The organism is Pseudomonas panipatensis, assembly GCF_900099785.1.
In the GTDB taxonomy this organism is placed as follows: Bacteria; Pseudomonadota; Gammaproteobacteria; order Pseudomonadales; family Pseudomonadaceae; genus Pseudomonas; species Pseudomonas panipatensis.
The window spans coordinates 1-21,206 of record NZ_FNDS01000019.1 but is presented as its reverse complement, the minus strand read 5'-3'; the positions used below and the strand labels follow the sequence as shown (position 1 = coordinate 21,206).

The window sequence follows — 21,206 nt, the reverse complement described above, 5'->3', positions numbered from 1 at the left end:
TAGGCTCAACGGGCCAGACTGGGGCGCATTCCCTTACCGCCCCCTCGCACAAGGAGAGCCCGCTATGTCCACGACCCTGCCCCAGACCATGAAAGCCGCCGTGGTGCACGCCTTCGGCGCGCCGCTGCGCATCGAAGAGGTCAAGGTGCCGCTGCCCGGCCCCGGCCAGATTCTGGTGAAGATCGAAGCCTCCGGCGTCTGCCACACCGACCTGCACGCCGCCGAAGGCGACTGGCCGGTGAAGCCGAGCCTGCCGTTCATTCCCGGCCATGAAGGGGTCGGCTTCGTCGCCGCGGTCGGCAGCGGCGTGACCCGGGTGAAGGAAGGCGATCGCGTCGGCGTGCCCTGGCTGTACACCGCCTGCGGCTGCTGCGAACACTGCCTGACCGGCTGGGAAACCCTCTGCGAAAGCCAGCAGAACACCGGCTACTCGGTGAACGGCGGCTATGCCGAATATGTGCTGGCTGACCCGAACTTTGTCGGCATCTTGCCGAAAAATGTCGGCTTCACCGAGATCGCACCGATCCTCTGCGCGGGCGTCACCGTGTACAAGGGGCTGAAGGAAACCAAGGCGCGCCCCGGTCAGTGGGTGGCCATTTCCGGCATCGGCGGACTCGGCCATGTCGCCGTGCAATACGCCAGGGCCATGGGCCTGCATGTGGCGGCGGTGGACGTCGACGACGCCAAGCTCGACCTGGCGCGCAAGCTCGGCGCCAGCCTGACGGTCAACGCCAGGAAGGAAAACCCGGTCGAGGTCATCCAGCGCGACATCGGCGGCGCCCACGGCGTGCTGGTCACGGCGGTGTCCAACAGCGCCTTCGGCCAGGGCATCGGCATGGCCCGCCGCGGCGGCAGCATCTCCCTGGTCGGCCTGCCGCCGGGCGACTTCCCCACGCCGATCTTCGACGTGGTGCTCAAGGGCCTGCACATCACCGGCTCCATCGTCGGCACCCGCGCCGATCTGCAGGAAGCCCTCGACTTCGCCGGCGAAGGCCTGGTGAAAGCCACCGTCAGCGCCGGCAAGCTGGACGACATCAACGCCATCCTCGACAAGATGCGCGCCGGGCAGATCGAAGGGCGCATCGTCGTCGAAATGTAAACGCGCCCTCGCCGGATGGCGTCGAGCGCAGCGCTACCCATCATCACCAGTCGATGGGTAGCGCAAGCGCCGGCCACCCGGCGATCCACACGCCGGCATCGGCCATCGCTCAGATGGCTTCGCTGGCGCCCATGCCGCCTTCCAGCTTGCGCCAGAGCAGGCGGATCTGCGCCTTGCGCACCAGGGCGCAGCGGTACAGGCGGATCTCCTGCGGCACCTCCCAGTGCGGCCCGCCGCAGACCGCCAGTTCGCCACGCGCCAGCTCGGACACCGCGCTCAGACGCGGCACCCAGGCCACGCCCATGCCCTGCAGGGCCATGTTCTTCAGGCTGTCGGCCATGGCGGTTTCGTAGACGGTGGTGTAGCGCAGCTTGCGCTGGCGCAGCAGCAGGTTGACGCCACGGCCGAGGAAGGCGCCGGCGCTGTAGGCCAGCAGCGGCACGCTCTGTCCGCTGTCGAGGTCGTACAGCGGCTTGCCCTGGGCGTCCACCGCGCAGACCGGGAGCATCTCGGTGCGCCCCAGGTGCAGCGAAGGGAAGATTTCCGGGTCCATCTGCAAGGCCGCGTCCGGATCGTAGAAGGCCAGCATCAGGTCGCAGCCGCCCTCGCGCAGCAAGTGCACCGCTTCACCGACGTTGGTCGCCACCAGGCGGCTGGCGATGTTCAGGCCCTCGGCGCGCAAGCGGGCGATCCACGGCGGGAAGAAGCCCAGCGCCAGCGAGTGCGCGGCGGCGAACTGCAACACCTCGCCCTGGCCGCCTTCGAGGTGGTGCAGGTGGCGCACCACTTCGCCGAGCTGCTCGACCACCGCCCGCGCGGTGACCAGGAACAACTGCCCGGCCTCGGTCAGCTCGATGGGCGTGCGCTGGCGGTTCACCAGGGTCAGCCCGAGGGCATCCTCCAGGCTGCGGATACGCCGGCTGAAGGCCGGCTGGGTGACGAAGCGTTTCTCCGCCGCCTGCGAGAAGCTGCGCGTGGCGGCCAGGGCGCTGAAGTCTTCCAGCCATTTGGTTTCAAGGTTCAATCGGGGCTCTCCTGGCACGCGCGTAACATGTTCGTACGCTTGCCGTCATCAGTTCGTCACAGCCTACATTATGCCGTTTGTGCATGAGACAGTGCTTAACAGCATTGGCCGACGATCGGCGAAATCCCTAGTCTTGTGGGCATCGCGGCGCTGGCCGTGTCCTCCCGAGACAAAATACGTCATGTCCCCTGTTGCATCGTTCCGCATCGAGAAAGACCTCCTCGGCACCCTCGAAGTACCTTCTGACGCCTACTACGGCATTCAGACCCTGCGCGCTGTGAACAACTTCCGCCTCTCCGGTGTGCCGCTGTCGCACTACCCGAAGCTGGTCGTCGCCCTGGCGATGGTCAAGCAGGCCGCGGCCGATGCCAACCACAAGCTCGGCCACCTGTCGAGCGAGAAGCACGCCGCCATCAGCGAGGCCTGCGCCCGTCTGATCCGTGGTGACTTCCACGACCAGTTCGTGGTGGACATGATCCAGGGTGGCGCCGGTACGTCCACCAACATGAACGCCAACGAAGTGATCGCCAACATCGCCCTCGAAGCGATGGGCCACGCCAAGGGCGAGTACAAGTACCTGCACCCGAACAACGACGTGAACATGGCGCAGTCGACCAACGACGCGTACCCGACCGCCATTCGCCTGGGCCTGCTGCTCGGCCACGACACCCTGCTGGCCAGCCTCGACAGCCTGATCCAGGCCTTCGCCGCCAAGGGCGTGGAGTTCGCCAACGTCCTGAAGATGGGCCGCACCCAGTTGCAGGACGCGGTGCCGATGACCCTCGGCCAGGAATTCCATGCCTTCGCCACCACCCTCGGTGAAGACCTCGACCGCCTGCGCCGCCTGGCCCCGGAACTGCTGACCGAAGTGAACCTCGGCGGTACCGCCATCGGCACCGGCATCAACGCCGACCCCGGCTACCAGCACCTGGCCGTCGAACGCCTGGCTGCCATCAGCGGTCAGCCGGTGGTCCCGGCCGCCGACCTGATCGAAGCCACCTCGGACATGGGCGCCTTCGTGCTGTTCTCCGGCATGCTCAAGCGCACCGCGGTCAAGCTGTCGAAGATCTGCAACGACCTGCGCCTGCTCTCCAGCGGCCCGCGCACCGGCATCAACGAGATCAACCTGCCGGCACGCCAGCCGGGCAGCTCGATCATGCCGGGCAAGGTCAACCCGGTGATCCCGGAGGCCGTGAACATGTGCGCCTTCGAAATCATGGGCAACGACCTGGCGCTGACCATCGCTGCCGAAGGCGGCCAGCTGCAACTGAACGTGATGGAGCCGCTGATCGCCTACAAGATCTTCGACTCGATCCGCCTGCTGCAACGCGCCATGGACATGCTCCGCGAGCACTGCATCACCGGCATCACCGCCAACGTCGAGCGCTGCCACCAGTTGGTCGAGCACAGCATCGGCCTGGTCACCGCGCTGAACCCGTACATCGGCTACGAGAACGCCACGCGAATCGCCAAGACCGCGCTGGAAACCGGCCGCGGCGTCCTGGAGCTGGTGCGTGAGGAACAACTGCTGGACGAAGCCACCCTGGCCGACATCCTGCGCCCGGAAAACATGATCGCCCCGCGCCTGATTCCGCTGCGCGCCTGATCCACCGCCCGGCGCGAGCCAGGCACGACTCACCGGTCGAGGGGCAGTACCCGCCTCTCACCCTTCAGGGATGGGTTATCCCCCGTCCCTTCTTTTATGCCCGGCGCGACGGGGTCACCCGCAGCGCCATGTCTCACCGGTCGAGAGGATATTCAGCCCTCTCTCCATTCATAGGGACGCCACGGATTGTGGTGTCCCTTTTTTTTGCCTGGCGTTTGCCTGGACGAACGGCCCTCTCCCGCGCCGTCCGGCGTAGGCGGTCAGCAGCGGTGTCATCCGCTGGCGAGAAAAGCCGCACGGCCTGGCGGGTGCCCGACGGGCGCACGACGCCCGAGGCGTTATGCGCCGCTCGACAGCCGGCGGCGGGAGATCAGTCCTGCGATTGCAGGTGAGCGAGGATGCGCCGGTTCAGCGCGCTCAGGCGCGCCAGCGTTTCGCTGTCCTGCGCGGCCTCGTCGCTGGGCGCCAGCTGCCGCGCGCAAAGGTTCAGCGCGCTGAGCAGCAGCAGTTCGTTGCTGGTGACGTAGGGGTATTTCTTCTTGCTCGCGGCGATCTCCGCCTGCAGCAAGGCAGCGGCATCCTGCAGGGCCCGCTCTTCGCCGGCCGGCGCTTTGATGCTGTATTCGCGGCCGAGAATGCGCAGGACGCGGACGCCGTCGCCACTCATGCGCTGGCGCGGCTTTCGCTGACGCGGCGGACCAGGGCCTGCAGGCGCACGGCCGTGGCGTTGTGCTTCTCTTCCTGCTCCATCAGTTGCAGTTGCAGGGCGTCGTTGTCTTCGCTGGCCTTGCCCAGGCGCTCGTGCAGCTGCGCGTTGTCGGCGGCCAGTTGCTGGTTCTGCTGCAGCAGCTCTGCCACCAGGTGTTCAAGCTGTTCGAGGGTGGTGTCGAGCATGGTCGTCTCCGGGCCGTGGGAAAGGTCGCGGAGGATAATGAAAAGCGCTCTGCCCGGCCAGGGAAAAACGTGCTTTTCTGACAGGGCGTATGCTGTCAATTCAATAGCTTAGACAAACTTTTTCGCGTCGTTTCAGCAGCTTGGCAAGCCCCGGCGAAGGATTCGCGCGCCCGGCGCGCGAATCCTCGGCAGGACGCGCCTCAGCGAATCACACCCTCTTCGCGCAGCAGCTTGAAGATGGCTTCGGCGCCGGCTTCGGCGCTGAGGTCCTTGAGCACCTGGCCGGTGCCGCCGGACGCCTTGGCGGTGGCGGCCTTCATACGTTCGGCGCCGGTCTTGGCCTTGATCACCTTGAGCCGCTTGGGACGCGGACGCGCCGCCTGCAGGCTGCTGCTGGCGAGCAGATCGTCGCTGACCACCTCGACCTCATGGGCCTCGATATGCCCGCGCCGCGCCGGACCGAAGGCACTCTGGCGGGCCACCGGGGCGGCGTTGTCGACGCTGGCGACGAAGGGCAGGCGCACCTTCAGCCGGCGCCGCTGGCCGCGCGGCAAGGCCTGCAGCACCTGGGCGCTGCCGTTCTCGACCTTTTCCACTTCGGCCAGGCCGACCACCAACGGCCAGCCCAGGCGCTCGGCGAGGAGGAACGGCAGCATGCCCGAGCCCTCGCCGGTTTCCGCCTGGCTGCCGGTGAGCACCAGTTGCGCGGCGCTGCCGTCGAGGTAGTCGACGAGCACCGGCAGGGCGTCGGCGCCAGCCGGTTGTTCGAGCACAGCGAGTTCGTCCAGGCCCATGCCCAGGTAACTGCGCAGCGCGTCTTCCCGCGGGTCGCCGGCATGCAGCACCTGCAGGCGCTTGCCGGCCAGGCGCAGGCCGAGTTCCACCGCGCGGGCGTCCTGATCGGCGCGGCGTGCGCGACCGGAAGACGGATGGGCACCGATGGAGACCAGGGTGACGATGTTCAGGTCAGTCATACCGCAACCTCGAGGTAGGACGAATAACCCGCCGGGTCATCCGCCGATGTGTCGGGGACGGCGCACGACCGCTGCGCGGTCATTCGCCCAATGGCAGCCATCGCGCATTCACGCCGCATCGCGCGCCGCTCCGTTGCGGTACGCCTCGACCAGGCGGATGAGCGCCTGGAGGATCGCCGTGGAGTCGCCGATCACCGAGAGGTCGGCGCGCTTGATCATGTCGCAGCCGGGGTCCCTGTTCACCGCCACCACCTTGTCGCAGGCACCGATGCCTTGCAGGTGCTGGATGGCGCCGGAGATGCCGACCGCCAGGTAGACCCGCGCGGTGACCCAGGTGCCAGTGGCGCCGACCTGGCGCGCACGCGGCATGTGGCCGTCGTCCACCGCCACGCGCGAGGCGCCTTCGGTGGCGCCAAGGGCAGCGGCGGCACGGTGGAACAGCTCCCAGTCCTTGACGCCATTGCCGCCGGAGAGAATGAACTCCGCCTCGGCCATGGGAATCTGCGCCGGGTCCACGGCCACCGGGCCGAGGTCTTCGATGCGCGGCAGGTTGCGCGCCACGCTGCTTTGCAGGCTGAGCGGACGGGCCTCGTGGCGGGTTTCGCTGACCGGCTCGGCGCACTCGGCGGCGGCCAGGATCAGCCGCGCCAGCGGCCGCTGGATGTCCTGCTGGCCGGCCCCGGCGCGGCCGATGCAGCGCTCGCCCTCGGCCTGCCAGACGCGGGTCGCCGGGCGCTCGCCGAGGCTCGCGGCCAGGCGCCGGCCCAGCTCGCCGCCACCGCTGCGGCTGTCGGGCAGCAGCCAGTGGCGCGGAACGAACTGGCTCTCCACCGAGCGCAGCGCCAGCACCCGTTGTTCCGGGGCATAGCCGCTGTATTCGTTGCCTTCGAGCAGCAGCAGGCGGTCGACGCCGGCCGTCTCGAAGGCGCTTTCCTTGTGCTCGCCGAACACCACCGCCAGCACCGCGCCGTCGGTGCCGGCCAGTTTGCGGGCGAGGCCGAGCAGGTCGCGGTCGTGACTGGACAGGCGGCCACCGACCATGTCGGGCACCACGGCGATGTAGTAGGCCGGTTGCTCGATGCGCTGCAACGGCAGTTGCACCACTTCCGGCGCGGCGGAACGCTTGCCGCCACCGCCCTGCTGGCCGCCGGAGCGGTCGATGCGCTTGATGCCGTTGGGGCCGATGAAGCCGAGCGCATGGGGGTTCTTGCGGATCACCCCGTTGGGGCCCATCCAGCGTGCCTCGCCCCCCTGGGCGGCGGCCTGCATGGCTTGGTGCAGCGGGTGCAGGCGGTTGCGCGCGATCCACTCGGCGCGCGGGTCGCGGCGGATGATGTCGCTCATGACAGGGCCTCCTGGCTGACGTGGGGCGAATGACGCTGTGCGTCATTCGCCGGTTCGGCGTGGCTGGCGGCTAGCCGCTGGGTGGTGAGCCGCCCGATGGGCGTGTGCCGTGCGTTCATCACTGCACCTCCGCCACTTCACGCTTGGCCGCCGCGGGCTTTTTTGCCGGCACCTCGGCGCTGTCGATCAGCGCGTCGGCGACCAGCTCGGCGATGTCCTTGATCTCCGGGCGCGGCGCGACCACGCCTTCGAGCATCGCGGTGCACTGCGGGCAGCCCACCGCCACCAGCTCGGCGCCGGTCTCGCGGATGTCCTGCATGCGCATGTCCGGGATACGCTGCTTGCCGGGGATGTCGGTGATCGGCGCCCCGCCGCCGCCGCCGCAGCAGCGCGAGCGGAAGCCGGAACGCTCCATCTCTTTCACCTGGATGCCGATGGCCTTGAGCACGTTGCGCGGGGCGTCGTATTCGCCGTTGTAGCGGCCCAGGTAGCAGGGGTCGTGGTAGGTCACGCTGGCGGCCTTGCTCTGGCCGAGGCTCAGCGCGCCGCCGCGCACCAGTTCGTCGATGAAGGTGCTGTGGTGGAGCACCTCGTAGTGGCCGCCAAGGGCGCCGTATTCGTTCTTCAGCACATGGAAGCTGTGCGGGTCGCAACTGACGATGCGCTTGAAGCGGTACTGCGCCATGCTCGCGATGTTGCGCTTGGCCAGGGTCTGGAAGGTCGCCTCGTCGCCCAGGCGGCGAGCCACGTCGCCGCTGTCGCGCTCTTCCAGGCCGAGCACGGCGAAGTCCACCTTGGCGGCCTTGAGGATCTTCACGAAGGCGCGCAGGGTGCGCTGGTTGCGCATGTCGAAGGCACCGTCGCCGACCCAGAACAGCACCTCGGCCTGGCGCTTCTCGCTGAACAGCGGCAGGTTCAGGTCGGCCGCCCAGTTCAGCCGGCCACCGGGGGCGAAGCCGCCGGGGTTGTCGGTGGCGATGAGGTTCTCCAGCACCTCGGCGCCCTTGTTCGGGGTCGCGCCCTTCTCCAGGGTCAGGTGGCGGCGCATGTCGACGATGGCATCGACGTGCTCGATCATCATCGGGCACTCCTCGACGCAGGCCCGGCAGGTGGTGCACGACCACAGCGTCTCGGCATCGACCAGCGCCTTGCCGTCGAGGGAGACGATCGGCTGGTGCGGGCCGCCGCTGTGCTCGCCGAGCGGCTTGCCCGGATAGGGGGAGCCGGCGAAGGTGGCGTCGCTGCCGCCGGCCAGGCCGATGACCATGTCCTGGATCAGCTTCTTCGGGTTCAGCGGCTGGCCGGCGGCGAAGGCCGGGCACATGGCCTCGCACTTGCCGCACTGCACGCAGGCGTCGAAGCCGAGCAACTGGTTCCAGGTGAAATCGGTGGGTTTTTCCACGCCCAGCGGCGCCATCGGGTCGTTCAGGTCCAGGGCCTTGAGGCCGGTGGAACGGCCGCCACCGAAGCGCTCGGCGCGACGGTGCCAGGCCAGGTGCAGGGCGCCGGCGAAGGCGTGCTTCATCGGCCCGCCCCAGGTCATGCCGAAGAACAGCTCGGACACGCCCCAGGCCACGCCGACGGCGAGGATCGCCGCGAGGAACCAGCCACCGAACCCTTCCGGGAGGATGCCGGCCACCGGCAGGGTGGCGATGAAGAAGCTGCCGGAGAACGCCAGCAGACTCTTCGGCAGGCGCATCCACGGGCCTTTCGACAGCCGCGACGGCGGGTCGAGGCGGCGCTTGGCGACGAACAGCGCGCCAGTGAACATCAGGGCGCTGGCCGCCAGCAGGGCGAAGCCGAGCAGGCGGCTGTGCAGGCCGAAGCCATGCACCAGGATCGCCAGCACGGCGGCCAGGACGAAGCCGCCGGCGGTGGCCACGTGGGTCTTGGACATGTACTTGTCGCGCTCGACCACATGGTGCAGATCGACCAGGTAGCGACGCGGCATGGCCAGCAGGCCGCCGAGCCAATCGACCTTCGACGGCCGGCCGCGGCGCCACATGGCGAAGCGCTTCAGCGCGCCGAGGACCGCGAGGGCCAGGGCGGCGAAGAGCAGGAGGGGGAGGATGATGTTGAGCATTGTTGGTCTCCCTACGGGACCGAAATAGCGCGGAGCGACGCGTAGGATGGGTGGAGCGCAGCGCTAGCCATGCTGCGTCCGGCCAATGATGGGTTTCGCCCGCTCAACCCATCCTACGGAGGCGTCAGAAGTCCTTGCAGAGCCGCAGTGCGTCGTAGATCGCCGCATGGGTGTTGCGCTGGGCGACGCAGTCACCGATGCGGAACAGCAGGTAGCCGTCGCCGGGCTGGCTCAGGCAGGGCTGCGGCTGGATGGCGAACAGCGCCTCGACGTCGATCTGGCCCTTGTTGCGCGAGCCCTGCTTGAGCGCGTAGTACAGCGTCTCGTCCGGGCGCACGCCGTTTTCCACGACGACCTGGTCGATCACCCGCTCTTCCTTGGCCCCGGTGTATTCGTTCTCCAGTACCGCCACCAGCTTGTCGCCCTCGCGGTAGACCTTTTCCAGCATCAGGTCGCCGGTCATGATCACTTCCTTGGGGTACATGCTGCGGTAGTAGGTCGGGAAGGTGGTGCCGCCGATGGCCACGCCCGGCTTGATGTCGTCGGTGACGATCTCGACCTGGGCGCCCTTGTCGGCGAGGAAGTCCGCCACCGACATGCCGCTGAATTCGCAGATGGTGTCGTAGACCAGCACGTTCTTGCCCGGCGCGACCTTGCCGTCGAGGATGTCCCAGCTACTCACCACCAGGCCTTCGGCGGCGCCCCAGTGCTCGTTCTGTTCGAGGAACGGATGGCCGCCGTTGGCCAGCACCACGATGTCCGGGCGCAGGTCGAGGATGGTCTCCGGGTCGGCCGCGGTGCCCAGGCGCAGATCGACGTTCAGGCGCGCCAGCTCCAGTTGGAACCAACGGGTGATGCCGGCGATCTGGTCGCGCTGCGGCGCCTTGGACGCGGTGGTGATCTGCCCGCCGAGCTGGTCCTTCTTCTCGAACAGGGTCACCTCATGGCCGCGCTCGGCCGCCACGCGAGCGGCCTCCATCCCGGCCGGGCCGCCGCCAACGATGACCACCTTGCGCTTCGGCCCGGTGGTTTTCTCGATGATGTGCGGCACGCCCATGTACTCGCGGGAAGTCGCGGCGTTCTGGATGCACAGCACGTCGAGGCCCTGGTACTGGCGGTCGATGCAATAGTTGGCGCCGACGCACTGCTTGATCTGGTCGACCTGGCCCATCTTGATCTTGGCGATCAGGTGCGGGTCGGCGATGTGCGCGCGGGTCATGCCGACCATGTCCACGTAGCCGCCTTCGAGGATGCGCGTGGCCTGGTTCGGGTCCTTGATGTTCTGCGCGTGCAGTACCGGCACGCTGACCACTTCCTTGATGCCCGCCGCCAGGTGCAGGAACGGCTCCGGCGGGTAGGTCATGTTCGGGATGACGTTGGCCAGGGTGTTGTGGGTGTCGCAACCGGAACCGACCACGCCGATGAAGTCGAGCATGCCGGTGTCGCTGTAGTACTTGGCGATCTGCTTCATGTCCTCATGGGTCAGACCGTCCGGGTGGAACTCGTCGCCGCAGATGCGCATGCCGACGCAGAAGTCGTCGCCGACTTCCTTGCGCACCGCCTTGAGCACTTCCAGGCCGAACTTCATGCGGCCCTCGAAGGTGCCGCCCCATTCGTCAGTGCGCTTGTTGACGCGCGGGCTCCAGAACTGGTCGATCATGTGCTGGTGCACGGCGGACAGCTCGACGCCGTCCAGGCCGCCTTCCTTGGCGCGCCGGGCCGCCTGCGCGTAGTTGCCGATCACGCGCCAGATCTCTTCCGGCTCGATGGTCTTGCAGGTGGCGCGGTGCACCGGCTCGCGAATACCCGAGGGCGACATCAGGGTCGGCCAGTGCTCGCCGTCCCAGCGCGAGCGGCGGCCCATGTGGGTAATCTGGATCATGATCTTGGCGCCATGCTTGTGCATGGCGTCGGCGAGGTTCTGGAAGTGCGGGATGATGCGGTCGGTGGACAGGTTCACCGACTTCCACCAGCCCTGCGGGCTATCGATGGCGACCACCGAGGAACCGCCGCAGATGCACAGGCCGATACCGCCCTTGGCCTTCTCCTCGTAATACTTCACGTAGCGCTCGGTGGTCATGCCGCCATCGGTGGCGTAGACCTCGGCGTGGGCGGTGGAGAGCACGCGGTTACGGATGGTCAGTTTGCCGATCTGGATCGGCTGGAACATTGCCTCGAAAGCCATGATGCGCGCTCCGACTTACAGGGGTTTTACGATGAACAGGCCATCGTCGTGGCCTTCTTCCGCGCCGCTGTAGACCTGTTCGGCCACGGTGCGAATGCTGCTGCCACGAGCGGCGAGGATCTGGTCCATGGCACCGGCGAACCAGCCGGTGAACATGTAGTCGACCTTGCGGTTGACCTTGCCGTAGACGTAGACGAAGCAGGAGTGCTTCAGGCGCACCTGGGCGGTGCCCTTGTCGAGGTCGATGGCCTCGATCTGGAACAGGCCCCAGCCGCGCTGCGACAGGCGCTTCATGTAGTGCTCGAACACCGCCACGCCTTCGATGCCGTGGCACTCGGCCTCTTTCTCGCACCAGTGCCAGGCGGACTTGTAGCCGGCCTTGTAGAGGATCTGCGCATAGCGCTCGGCGCCCAGCTCTTCCTCGATGCCCATGTGGTTGTTGACGAAGAAATGCCGCGGCACATAGAGCATCGGCAGGGCGTCGGTGGTCCAGACGCCGGTTTCGCTGTCGACTTCGATGGGCAGTTCGGGGGCGTGTTTGGCCATGTGTGGGTACTCCGGAATTCTCTTGTTACCGGCAGGGAGCAGAGCCCTGCCGCCTCGATGAAACAGTGCCGATGAATGCCCCTGGAGCCGTGGCGAGCGCGCCGAGAGCGAGGAGCCCCACAGCGACAGGCGAGAGCAGTACGACGGTACGGCGAGCCTGTCGCGAGGACGCGACGCGGCTATCGGCGCGCGCAGCAGGCGCCAGGGGTATTCATCACTCGCCCCAGACGTCGGCGAGCACCCGCACCCAGTTCTCGCCCATCACCTTGCGCACCACGCGCTCGGGCATGCCGCGCTTGAGCAGGGTCTCGGTGAGGTTGGGGAATTCGCCCACGGTGCGGATGCCCAGCGGGTTGACGATCTTGCCGAAGTTGGTCAGGCGGCGGGCGTAACCCTTGTCGTGGGTCAGCCACTCGAAGAAGTCCTTGCCGTGGCCCTGAGTGAAGTCGGTGCCGATGCCGATGGCGTCCTCACCGACGATGTTCATCACGTACTCGATGGCCTCGGCGTAGTCGTCGATGGTCGAGTCGATGCCCTTGGCGAGGAAGGGCGCGAACATGGTCACGCCGACGAAGCCGCCGTGGTCGGCGATGAACTTCAGTTCCTCGTCGGACTTGTTGCGCGGGTGTTCTTTCAGGCCGGAAGGCAGGCAGTGCGAGTAGCAGACCGGCTTCTTCGATTCGAGGATGACCTCTTCCGAGGTCTTGCTGCCGACGTGGGACAGGTCGCACATGACGCCGACGCGGTTCATCTCGGCGACGATCTCGCGGCCGAAGCCGGAGAGCCCGCCGTCGCGCTCGTAGCAGCCGGTGCCGACCAGGTTCTGGGTGTTGTAGCACATCTGCACGATGCCCACGCCGAGCTGCTTGAACACCTCGACGTAGCCGATCTGGTCCTCGAACGCATGGGCGTTCTGGAAGCCGTAGAGGATGCCGGTCTTGCCCTGCTGCTTGGCCAGGCGGATGTCGGCGGTGCTGCGTACCGGGATCACCAGGTCGCTGTTCTCGCGGATCAGCTTGTTGCTCGCGGTGATGTTGTTCACCGTGGCCTGGAAGCCTTCCCACACCGAAACGGTGCAGTTCGCGGCGGTCAGACCGCCCTTGCGCATGTCTTCGAACAGTTCGCGGTTCCACTTGGCGATGATCAGACCGTCGATGACGATGCTGTCGGCGTGAAGTTCGGCTGGGCTCATCTGGCATACCCCTTGTCAGGCTTGGCGCGCCGGGACTTGTGCCGACGCTTTGGAGGCAGCATATCCCCGGGGGCCGGGGCGACCCGGTTCGAAAACGACCAGGGTCGTACCGAAAGCGTCAAGGCAACGACATGGACGACCGCGCGGGCGTCGCGACGGGGTATCCGAGGACGAACGGGGGTTTGCAGCCGCTCCCGCAGGCCGTGCTCTGTCGGCAGACAGGGGTAACGCCGCTCGGCAAGAGCGCATGAGCCGCCACGCAGCCGATCGCCCAGGCGCAATGGAGGGGACGCTCATTCGGGAATCGGTAGGATGGCGTGGAGCGAAGCGATACCCCTCGATGGGAATCGCGCCGCCATTCACTGCCGCGCGCTCAGCGCTTGCGCCAGCAGGCGAACAGGTTCCACGCCACCAGGGCGGCGACGAAGGCGGAGCTGCTGTAGAAGAGCAGGCTGTCCACGCGGAACCTCCAGAACGCCGGCGCCCCCGTGAGGGGGCGTCGGGTGGGTGGGCTTACTCGCCGGCGACCAGGCGGGCGTGGGCCGATTCCTCGCCGAGGTTGTTCAGCAGACGCTCGCTGTACCAGTCGAGGAAGTTGATCACGCCGAACTCGTAGGTCTTCGAGTACGGGCCGGGCTGGTAGGCGCTGGAGTTGATGCCGCGCTGGTTCTCTTCGGCCAGGCGACGGTCCTGGTCATTGGTCGCGTCCCAGACTTCGCGCAGGCGCTGCGGGTCGTAGTCGACGCCTTCGACCGCGTCCTTGTGCACCAGCCACTTGGTGGTGACCATGGTTTCCTGCGCGCTGATCGGCCACACGGTGAAGACGATCATGTGGTCGCCCATGCAGTGGTTCCACGAGTGCGGCAGGTGCAGGATGCGCATGGAGCCCAGGTCCGGGTTCTTGATGCGACCCATCAGCTTCTTGCTGCCCGGCTTGCCGTCCATGGTCATGGACACGGTGCCGTCGAGCAGCGGCATGCGCACGATGCGGTTGCGCAGGCCGAAGCTGGCGTGGGCGTAAGGAATCTTCTCCTCGTCCCAGGCCTTGGTGCAGGCGGCGACCTGGTCCTTGAACGCCTGGCTGGCGCGCGGGTCGGTGACGTCGTCCCACTCCAGCAGGGTCTTCAGCAGTTCCGGGTGCGAACCGTTGCAGTGGTAGCACTCCCGGTTGTTCTCCATCACCAGCTTCCAGTTGGCCTTCTCCATCAGGGTGGTCTGCACGGCCACCTTGGTGTTCTCCATGTCGTACGGCTCCATGTAGTGCTCGAGCGTACGCAGGAAGTCGTCGATGGCCGGCGGGTTGTCCGCCAGGCTGATGAAGATGTAGCCGCCCGCGGTCTTCACGTGCACCGGCTTGAGGCTGTAGTCCTTCATGTCGAAGTCATCGCCCATCTCGGTGCCGGCGAACAGCAGGCGGCCGTCCAGCTCGTAGGTCCACTGGTGGTACGGGCAGACCAGCTTGGCGACCTTGCCCTTGTCGCTGACGCACAGGCGCGAGCCACGGTGGCGACAGACGTTATGGAAGGCATGCACCTTGCCCTCGGCGCCGCGCAGGACGATGACCGGGTTGTCGCCGATCTGCACGGTGAGGAAATTGCCCTTGGCGGGGATTTCGCAAGTCATGCCGGCGATCAGCCATTCCTTCTGGAAGATCTCCTGCATGTCGATCTGGAACAGGCGCTCGTCGCTGTAGAAAGGCTGCGCCAGCGAGAAGGAATGATCGCGAGTGCGCAGCATCTCTGCGGTGGCCTTGCGGGCCGGTTCCAGCGGATCGCCCAGACTCAGGGTGGTGGTAACGTCCATCGCTTGGTCCTCATGCCGCGCCGGAATCCGACGGCGGCGAAAAAGTGGCTGAATACGGTTGCTACGCAAGGCGGCGTTCACAGCCTTCCTCATCCCGGCGGAGTCCCGGAATCCCGCCCTGCCGATGGGCGGGCCCCGCCGTGGCGGGAATGAAGGTCTGTGGCTCGGTCTCATACCTTCGTCTCGGCTGGGATGCAGTGTGCGGCCCGGCCCGACGCGGGCCTTATCCATGCACGACACGACCGCGTCCGTTTCCGACGCCGCAGCGCCCGCGCCAAGCGGCAGGTCGCGATAAGCATGCAAATGTCGCTGGCAGGTAAACGGACGCCCATGGGCGTGCGCACAATCCATCCCATCAGGCATGCCGAATGGCCGGGCGCGACCCCGGCCCGGCGCTGCCCCTATTCGGCCGGCCCCGGCCTGCGTGCGCGGAGAAACACCATGTCGAGCAACTTCCTCAATCCGGTGAATACCCAGACCTGGACCAACGGCCGCCACCTGGTGCGCTGCGTCAAGGCCATCCAGGAAACCTGGGATGTGCGCACCTTCTGCTTCGCCGCCGACCAACCGCTGATGTTCTTCTTCAAGCCCGGGCAGTTCGTCACCCTGGAACTGGAGATCGACGGCCAGCCGATCATGCGTTCGTACACCATCTCCAGCTCGCCCTCGGTGCCCTACAGCTTCTCCATCACCATCAAGCGCGTGCCCGGCGGCAAGGTCTCCAACTGGCTGCACGACAACCTCAAGGAAGGCGACCAGCTCCCGGTGCACGGCCCGGTCGGGCTGTTCAACGCCATCGACTTCGCCGCCGACAAGGTGCTCTACCTCTCCGGCGGCGTCGGCATCACCCCGGTGATGTCCATGGCGCGCTGGTTCTTCGACACCAACGGCAACGTCGACATGGTCTTCGTGCACAGCGCGCGCACGCCGAAGGACATCATCTACCACCGCGAGCTGGACCACATGGCCTCGCGGATCGCCAACTTCAAACTGCACCTGATCTGCGAGAAGTACGAGATCGGCGAAACCTGGGCCGGCTACCGCGGCTACCTGAACAAAACCATGCTGCACCTGATCGCCCCCGACTTCATGGAGCGGGAAATCTTCTGCTGCGGCCCGACGCCCTACATGCACGCCATCAAGCGCCTGCTCGAAGCCGAAGGCTACGACATGTCGCGCTACCACGAAGAAGCCTTCGGCCCGACCCCGCCGGAGGTCCGCGAAGAAGTCAACGAACTGGCCGCCGAAGCCGCCGGCGCCCCGGAAGTGCCGGCCGCCGACCTGCACCAGGTGGAATTCTGCGAAACCGGCAAGAGCATCCGCGTGGCCCCCGGCGAGACCGTCCACGCCGCCGCCGCCAAGCTCGGCCTGCACATCCCCAAGGCCTGCGGCATGGGCATCTGCGGCACCTGCAAAGTGATGAAGCGCTCCGGCGAAGTGGAGATGGAACACAACGGCGGCATCACCGACGAAGACGTCGCCGAAGGCTACATCCTCTCCTGCTGCAGCGTGCCCAAGGGCGACGTGGTGATCGAATACTGATCCCAGCGGCGGATGATCGCCCGCGATCATCCGCCCCCGCAGCGCGCACGACGCCCCCCGCGCTATCCGCCAGCCCGCCTCGCATGCCCCCAGGGAATGACATGCGGAGGAATTTTCAGTTGCCCTGCCCCGCCCTGAGCGCTAAACAATCGTTCAACAAATAGAACGCCACGGGCCACCCGGCCCGGCCCAGGGGACGCCAGCGCCATGCCCAGCTTCACCCAGACCTACTACGAAGCCACCGCCGAACAACCGAGCTTCCCCCGCCAAACCGGCCACAGCGACACCCGCGTGTGCATCCTCGGCGGCGGTCTGGCCGGGCTCAACACCGCGCTGGGCCTGGCCGAGCGCGGCATCCGCGACGTGTTGCTGCTGGAATCGCAGCGGGTCGGCCACGGCGCCTCGGGGCGCAACGGCGGCTTCGTCTTCGGCGGCTACAGCCTGGGCAACGCCGACCTGCTCGCCACCCTCGGCGCCGAGGAAGCGCGGCGGCTCTACCGCCTGACCATCGACGCGGTGGAACTGATCCGCCAGCGCGTGCGCCGCTACGGCATCGACTGCGACCTGGTCGACGAAGGCGTGATCCTCGCCAACTGGTTCAACGACCCGGCGCGTCTGGAAACCCCACGGCGGCTGATGAAGGAAGGCTACGGCGTGGACTGGGAGCCCATCTCCCCCGGCGCGCTGAAGGAACGCCTGAAGACCGAGCGCTACTTCGGCGGCCTGCTGGAGCGCAACGCCTTCCACTTCCACCCGCTGAAATACGTGCGCGGCGTGGCCCGCGCGGCCGCGAGCCTGGGCGTGCGCGTCCACGAAGGCTCGCCGGCCCTGGGCATCGAGAAACGCGCCGGGCGCTACGTGGTGCGCACCGCCGGCGGCGAGGTGCATGCCGAGCAGGTGGTGTTCTGCGGCGGCGGCTATGCCCGCGGCGTCTACCACCCCATCGAGCGCGCGGTGCTGCCCATCGCCACCTACGTCATCGCCACCGAGCCCCTGGGCGAGCGCCTGCACAGCGCCATCGACTGCCGCGCGGCGGTCTACGACACCCGCTTCGCCTTCGACTACTACCGCCCCCTGGCCGACAGCCGCATCCTCTGGGGCGGGCGCATCTCCATCCTCGACCGTGGGCCGGAAGCCATCGCCGCGCTGCTCAAGCGCGACCTCAGCCTGGTCTATCCACAGCTCGCCGACGTGAAAGTGGACTACGCCTGGGGCGGCCTGATGAGCTACGGCCGCCACCAAATGGCGCAGATCGGCCAGGACCAGGCCGGCATCTGGCACGCTATCGGCTTCGGCGGCCACGGCATGGCGCCGACCACGGTGGCCGGCGAAGTGCTCGCCGACGCCATCAGCGGCGCCAGGGCGGTGCCGGCCGGCTTCGCCCGCTTCGGCCTGACCCGCGCCTTCGGCCTCGCCGGCCTGCTCGCCGCCCAGGCCACCTACAGCGCCTACGAAGCCCGCGACGCCTTCGACAGCCGCCGCCTCAACGGCTAGCCGCGCTGGTGCCCACCCCGCCGCCGGTCTAAGGTGCATGCAAGCCTTCAGAGCGCCACCGTCATGCCCACCAAGACCACCCCCAACCGCCAACAGACCCACCTCGCCGTGCTGATCGACGCCGACAACGCGCCGGCCGCCATCGTCGAAGGCCTGTTCGAAGAAATCGCCAAATACGGCATCGCCAGCGTCAAGCGCATCTACGGCGACTGGACCCAGCCGCAACTGGGCAAATGGAAGCAAGTGCTGCTCGACCACTCCATCCAGCCGATCCAGCAATTCGCCTACACCAAGGGCAAGAACGCCACCGACAGCGCGCTCATCATCGACGCCATGGACCTGCTCTACACCCGCCGTTTCGACGGCTTCTGCCTGGTCTCCAGCGACAGCGACTTCACCCGCCTGGCCGCGCGCCTGCGCGAAGAGGGCCTGACCGTGTACGGCTTCGGCGAAGAGAAAACCCCCAAGCCGTTCGTCTCCGCCTGCGACAAATTCATCTACACGGAAATCCTCCGCGCCGACGCCGAACTGCCCAGCGAACTCACGGAAGCCGGCCAACCGCAGGAACCGCGGCCAGCGCCCAAGCCCAAGGCACAGCGGGTGCCGCTGGACTTCATCGCCAAAGTCCTCGACGACATCGCCGACGACGAAGACGACTGGGTCCAGCTCGGCGCCCTCGGGCAGAACATCAGCAAACTGCGCCCGGCCTTCGACCCACGGCTGTACGGCTTCAAGAAACTCAGCGACCTGATCAAGGCCCAGCCCAAACGCTTCGAGCTGCAAGCCCGTGGCGGCGGTGGCGGCGGCAGGGACCTCTACGCGCGCAACCTGAAGACCAACAAAGGCTGAGCCGGCGCAAGGGCCGCATGAGCGCCGTCCGCTCTCCTGCGGCCGTCGTTGCCCGGAGACAGACCATGCCCATCCTGCCCCGCCACCTGCGCGTCGCCCTGCTGCTCGGCCTCGGCTTCAGCGCGGGCGCCGAGGCCTCCACCCTGCGTTGCGGCACCCAGTTGATCAACGAAGGCGACCGCGCGGCCGTCGTCCTGGAAAAATGCGGACCGCCCGCCCAGCGCGACATCATCCCGCCGACACCGCCCCGGCGCGGGCCGAATGGCACCCTCATCCCCGGCGGCGCGACCATCGAAATCTGGACCTATCCACCGCAGAACGGCGCAACGCGCGTGCTGCGCTTCCGCGAAGGCATCCTGATCCTGATCGGCACGGAATTCCGCTGAGGCCTCCCCTGCCGGGTTGGCGCCTCCACCCACTCCTACACAGCCACCGGAAAACTCCCCGCTTGCCGCCACCCGGGCACCTCCCTATCCTGCCCCAGTCACGGTCAATCCCGTGATCCGGGTTTGGCGACCTGGGTTCTAGTAGGCGCGATAGCGCCTGAAGGTGCTTGCGGAAACGGCGAAGGTTTCTGCAGGCCCCCGCACGATTGCAGGAAGCTGCAACGCTCAATGGCGGATCGCGCGGGGAGACCTTCGGGTCTGCCGGTGCCTACTAGCCGGTTCGCCAACCCCGCGCGGTCTGCCACCCTACGTTTGGCGACGCAGGTGGGCAGCTCTTGTTGAGCTAGTAGGAGCTTCACCATGCACGACGCATACACCCCCACCTTCTTCACCCGCCACAACCGCCCCCTGCGCGGCGTGATGATCGACAACCAACCCTGGTTCGCCGCCCACGACCTGGCCCGAATGCTCGGCCTGCACCACCCCCAAGCCCTGCACCGCCGCCTGCAACCCCACGAAACCCGCCGCATCTGCCTGCGCTACGCCACCGACAGCGAAGAGCAGATCGACGTGATCAACGAAGCCGGCCTCTACAAAGCCCTGGTCCGCTTCGGCCACCCGGAAAGCCTCCACCTCGACACCTGGCTCACCCGCGAAGTCATCCCCACCCTGCGCGACCAATACGCCCCCGACGGCCCCGCGCCCCGGCGCGTGACGATGAACTGGCAGGCACGGCGAGTGGTGTTGCTCGATTGGCAGGGCGAGCTTTGGGTTCCGTTGGAAGCAATGCCGAGATTGCTCCCCACCCGAATGGGTTGAGCGCACGCCAACAGCATGGGAATCGCTTCGCTCGTCCCATCCTACGAAAGCATCCCCCGGCCGATTTCCATCACCCGACGGGGGTTTCGGCCCATTCCGACAGCGTGCCCGGCAACCCTGCCCGTAGGATGGCGTTGAGCGGAGCGATACCCATCGCCCCTAACGCAAGGATGCGCCATGACCGCTTATCGCCGTGATCGAACGCCAGGCGCCACCTGGTTCTTCACCCTGACGCTCGCCGACCGCCGCTCCCGCCTGCTGGTCGAGCGCATCGCCCATTTACGCGCTGCCTTTCGCTACACCATGCAGCGGCACCCGTGGCGGATCGACGCCATTGTCATCCTGCCCGACCACCTGCATGCGCTTTGCACTCTGCCCGAGGGCGACAACGACTATGCCGTGCGCTGGCGTCTCATCAAGACGCACTTCTCAAGATCGCTGCCAGGTGGCGAAGCCCTTTCGGGCAGTCGGGCCCGAAAGGGTGAGCGCGGCATCTGGCAACGCCGCTATTGGGAGCACCGCGTCCGCGATGCCGTCGATCTGTCGCGGCATATCGACTACATCCACTTCAATCCTTGCAAGCACGGTCAGGTCGCGCGGGTGATCGATTGGCCCTGGTCGTCATTCCATCGCTATGTGCGCGCCGGGGTGTTGCCGGTGGATTGGGCGGGCGGCGACGGGGAGCTGCTGCAGGGGGGCGAAACGCCATCCTGCGAATGAACGAAAAAGGCCGGTCTCTCGACCGGCCTTTTCGTATCCCCTAACCCCAATCAGCTATTGCTGGGGAAGGCGAACTGCGCCGCTTCGTGGCTCTTGCGCTGCGGCCAGCGCTGGGTAATGGCCTTGCGTTTGGTGTAGAAGCGCACGCCGTCCGGGCCGTAGGCGTGGAGGTCGCCGAACAGCGAGCGCTTCCAGCCGCCGAAGCTGTGGTAGGCGACCGGCACCGGCAGCGGCACGTTGACGCCGACCATGCCGACTTCGATTTCGTCGCAGAACAGGCGGGCGGCTTCACCGTCGCGGGTGAAGATGCAGGTGCCGTTGCCGTATTCGTGGTCGTTGATCAGTTGCATGGCTTCTTCGAGGCTGTTCACGCGGACGATGCACAGCACCGGGCCGAAGATTTCTTCCTTGTAGATGCGCATGTCCGGGGTGACGCGGTCGAACAGGCAGCCGCCGAGGAAGAAGCCGTTCTCGTGGCCGGCGACCTGGTAGCCGCGGCCATCGACCACCAGCTCGGCGCCAGCGGCAACGCCGTCGTCGACGTAGCCGGTGACCTTGTCCAGGTGCACGCGGGTGACCAGCGGGCCCATGTCGAGGCCGCAGGAGGTGCCGGCGCCGATCTTCAGGGCCTTGATCTGCGGAACCA

Annotated in this window: 19 protein-coding genes; 8 read left to right on the top strand and 11 right to left on the bottom strand. The window is 67.1% G+C overall.

Annotation, left to right across the window (positions count from 1 at the left end):
- Positions 1-64: 64 nt before the first annotated feature.
- Positions 65-1,099: an alcohol dehydrogenase AdhP gene (adhP, locus tag BLQ74_RS26245; protein WP_090268369.1), complete on the top strand. Its 1,035-nt coding sequence runs from the start codon at positions 65-67 to the stop codon at positions 1,097-1,099.
- A 109-nt stretch (positions 1,100-1,208) separates the two neighbouring features.
- Here the strand turns inward: adhP and BLQ74_RS26240 are convergent, their stop codons facing one another.
- Complete coding sequence (locus BLQ74_RS26240; protein ID WP_090268367.1) at positions 1,209-2,123, bottom strand: LysR substrate-binding domain-containing protein; 915 nt, start codon at positions 2,121-2,123, stop codon at positions 1,209-1,211.
- A gap of 181 nt (positions 2,124-2,304) precedes the next feature.
- On the opposite strand from BLQ74_RS26240, the gene BLQ74_RS26235 reads away from it, so the two are divergent.
- A complete protein-coding gene (locus BLQ74_RS26235; protein WP_090268365.1) occupies positions 2,305-3,729 on the top strand; it encodes an aspartate ammonia-lyase in 1,425 nt (474 codons plus the stop codon).
- A 370-nt stretch (positions 3,730-4,099) separates the two neighbouring features.
- On the opposite strand, the gene zapA is transcribed toward BLQ74_RS26235, so the two are convergent.
- The 9 genes from zapA to gbcA all read right to left on the bottom strand — a co-directional run bounded on the left by zapA (position 4,100) and on the right by gbcA (position 14,750).
- Positions 4,100-4,396, bottom strand: a complete 297-nt coding sequence (gene zapA, locus BLQ74_RS26230; protein WP_090268363.1) for a cell division protein ZapA — start codon at positions 4,394-4,396, stop codon at positions 4,100-4,102.
- Complete coding sequence (locus BLQ74_RS26225) at positions 4,393-4,623, bottom strand: hypothetical protein (protein ID WP_090268362.1); 231 nt, start codon at positions 4,621-4,623, stop codon at positions 4,393-4,395. Before BLQ74_RS26225 ends, zapA begins: the two co-directional genes overlap by 4 nt.
- 200 nt (positions 4,624-4,823) lie before the next feature.
- Complete coding sequence (gene etfB / locus BLQ74_RS26220) at positions 4,824-5,597, bottom strand: electron transfer flavoprotein subunit beta (RefSeq protein WP_090268360.1); 774 nt, start codon at positions 5,595-5,597, stop codon at positions 4,824-4,826.
- A gap of 108 nt (positions 5,598-5,705) precedes the next feature.
- Entirely contained in the window at positions 5,706-6,941 is a 1,236-nt protein-coding gene (gene etfA / locus BLQ74_RS26215) for an electron transfer flavoprotein subunit alpha (protein WP_090268357.1), read from the bottom strand.
- A 118-nt stretch (positions 6,942-7,059) separates the two neighbouring features.
- On the bottom strand, positions 7,060-9,024 hold the full coding sequence (gene dgcB, locus BLQ74_RS26210; protein WP_090268356.1) for a dimethylglycine demethylation protein DgcB: 1,965 nt from the start codon (positions 9,022-9,024) through the stop codon (positions 7,060-7,062).
- Between the two features lie 124 nt (positions 9,025-9,148).
- Positions 9,149-11,209 (bottom strand): dimethylglycine demethylation protein DgcA, encoded by a 2,061-nt coding sequence (gene dgcA / locus BLQ74_RS26205; RefSeq protein ID WP_090268354.1) that lies wholly within the window; start codon positions 11,207-11,209, stop codon positions 9,149-9,151.
- A 15-nt stretch (positions 11,210-11,224) separates the two neighbouring features.
- Positions 11,225-11,755 (bottom strand): DUF5943 domain-containing protein, encoded by a 531-nt coding sequence (locus tag BLQ74_RS26200; RefSeq protein ID WP_090268353.1) that lies wholly within the window; start codon positions 11,753-11,755, stop codon positions 11,225-11,227.
- Positions 11,756-11,969: 214 nt separating this feature from the next.
- Positions 11,970-12,947, bottom strand: a complete 978-nt coding sequence (locus tag BLQ74_RS26195; RefSeq protein WP_090268351.1) for a dipeptidase — start codon at positions 12,945-12,947, stop codon at positions 11,970-11,972.
- 513 nt (positions 12,948-13,460) lie between these two features.
- Positions 13,461-14,750 carry a glycine-betaine demethylase subunit GbcA gene (gene gbcA / locus BLQ74_RS26190; RefSeq protein WP_090268350.1) on the bottom strand — a complete coding sequence of 430 codons (1,290 nt, stop codon included), beginning with the start codon at positions 14,748-14,750 and terminating at the stop codon, positions 13,461-13,463.
- A gap of 441 nt (positions 14,751-15,191) precedes the next feature.
- Between gbcA and gbcB the strand changes: the two genes are divergently transcribed.
- The 6 genes from gbcB (at position 15,192) to BLQ74_RS26160 (ending at position 20,560) form a co-directional block, all read left to right on the top strand.
- A complete protein-coding gene (gene gbcB / locus BLQ74_RS26185; protein ID WP_090268348.1) occupies positions 15,192-16,292 on the top strand; it encodes a glycine-betaine demethylase subunit GbcB in 1,101 nt (366 codons plus the stop codon).
- Between the two features lie 207 nt (positions 16,293-16,499).
- Positions 16,500-17,786 (top strand): NAD(P)/FAD-dependent oxidoreductase, encoded by a 1,287-nt coding sequence (locus tag BLQ74_RS26180; protein ID WP_090268346.1) that lies wholly within the window; start codon positions 16,500-16,502, stop codon positions 17,784-17,786.
- A gap of 63 nt (positions 17,787-17,849) precedes the next feature.
- Positions 17,850-18,635: an NYN domain-containing protein gene (locus tag BLQ74_RS26175; RefSeq protein WP_090268344.1), complete on the top strand. Its 786-nt coding sequence runs from the start codon at positions 17,850-17,852 to the stop codon at positions 18,633-18,635.
- A gap of 65 nt (positions 18,636-18,700) precedes the next feature.
- Complete coding sequence (locus BLQ74_RS26170; RefSeq protein WP_090268342.1) at positions 18,701-19,021, top strand: DUF2845 domain-containing protein; 321 nt, start codon at positions 18,701-18,703, stop codon at positions 19,019-19,021.
- Positions 19,022-19,381: 360 nt separating this feature from the next.
- Positions 19,382-19,840 carry a BRO-N domain-containing protein gene (locus BLQ74_RS26165; protein ID WP_090268339.1) on the top strand — a complete coding sequence of 153 codons (459 nt, stop codon included), beginning with the start codon at positions 19,382-19,384 and terminating at the stop codon, positions 19,838-19,840.
- Positions 19,841-20,017: 177 nt separating this feature from the next.
- Positions 20,018-20,560: an REP-associated tyrosine transposase gene (locus BLQ74_RS26160; protein WP_090268337.1), complete on the top strand. Its 543-nt coding sequence runs from the start codon at positions 20,018-20,020 to the stop codon at positions 20,558-20,560.
- A gap of 50 nt (positions 20,561-20,610) precedes the next feature.
- Here the strand turns inward: BLQ74_RS26160 and BLQ74_RS26155 are convergent.
- On the bottom strand, positions 20,611-21,206 hold a 596-nt coding region (locus BLQ74_RS26155; protein WP_139199135.1), incomplete at its 5' end, for an aldehyde dehydrogenase family protein.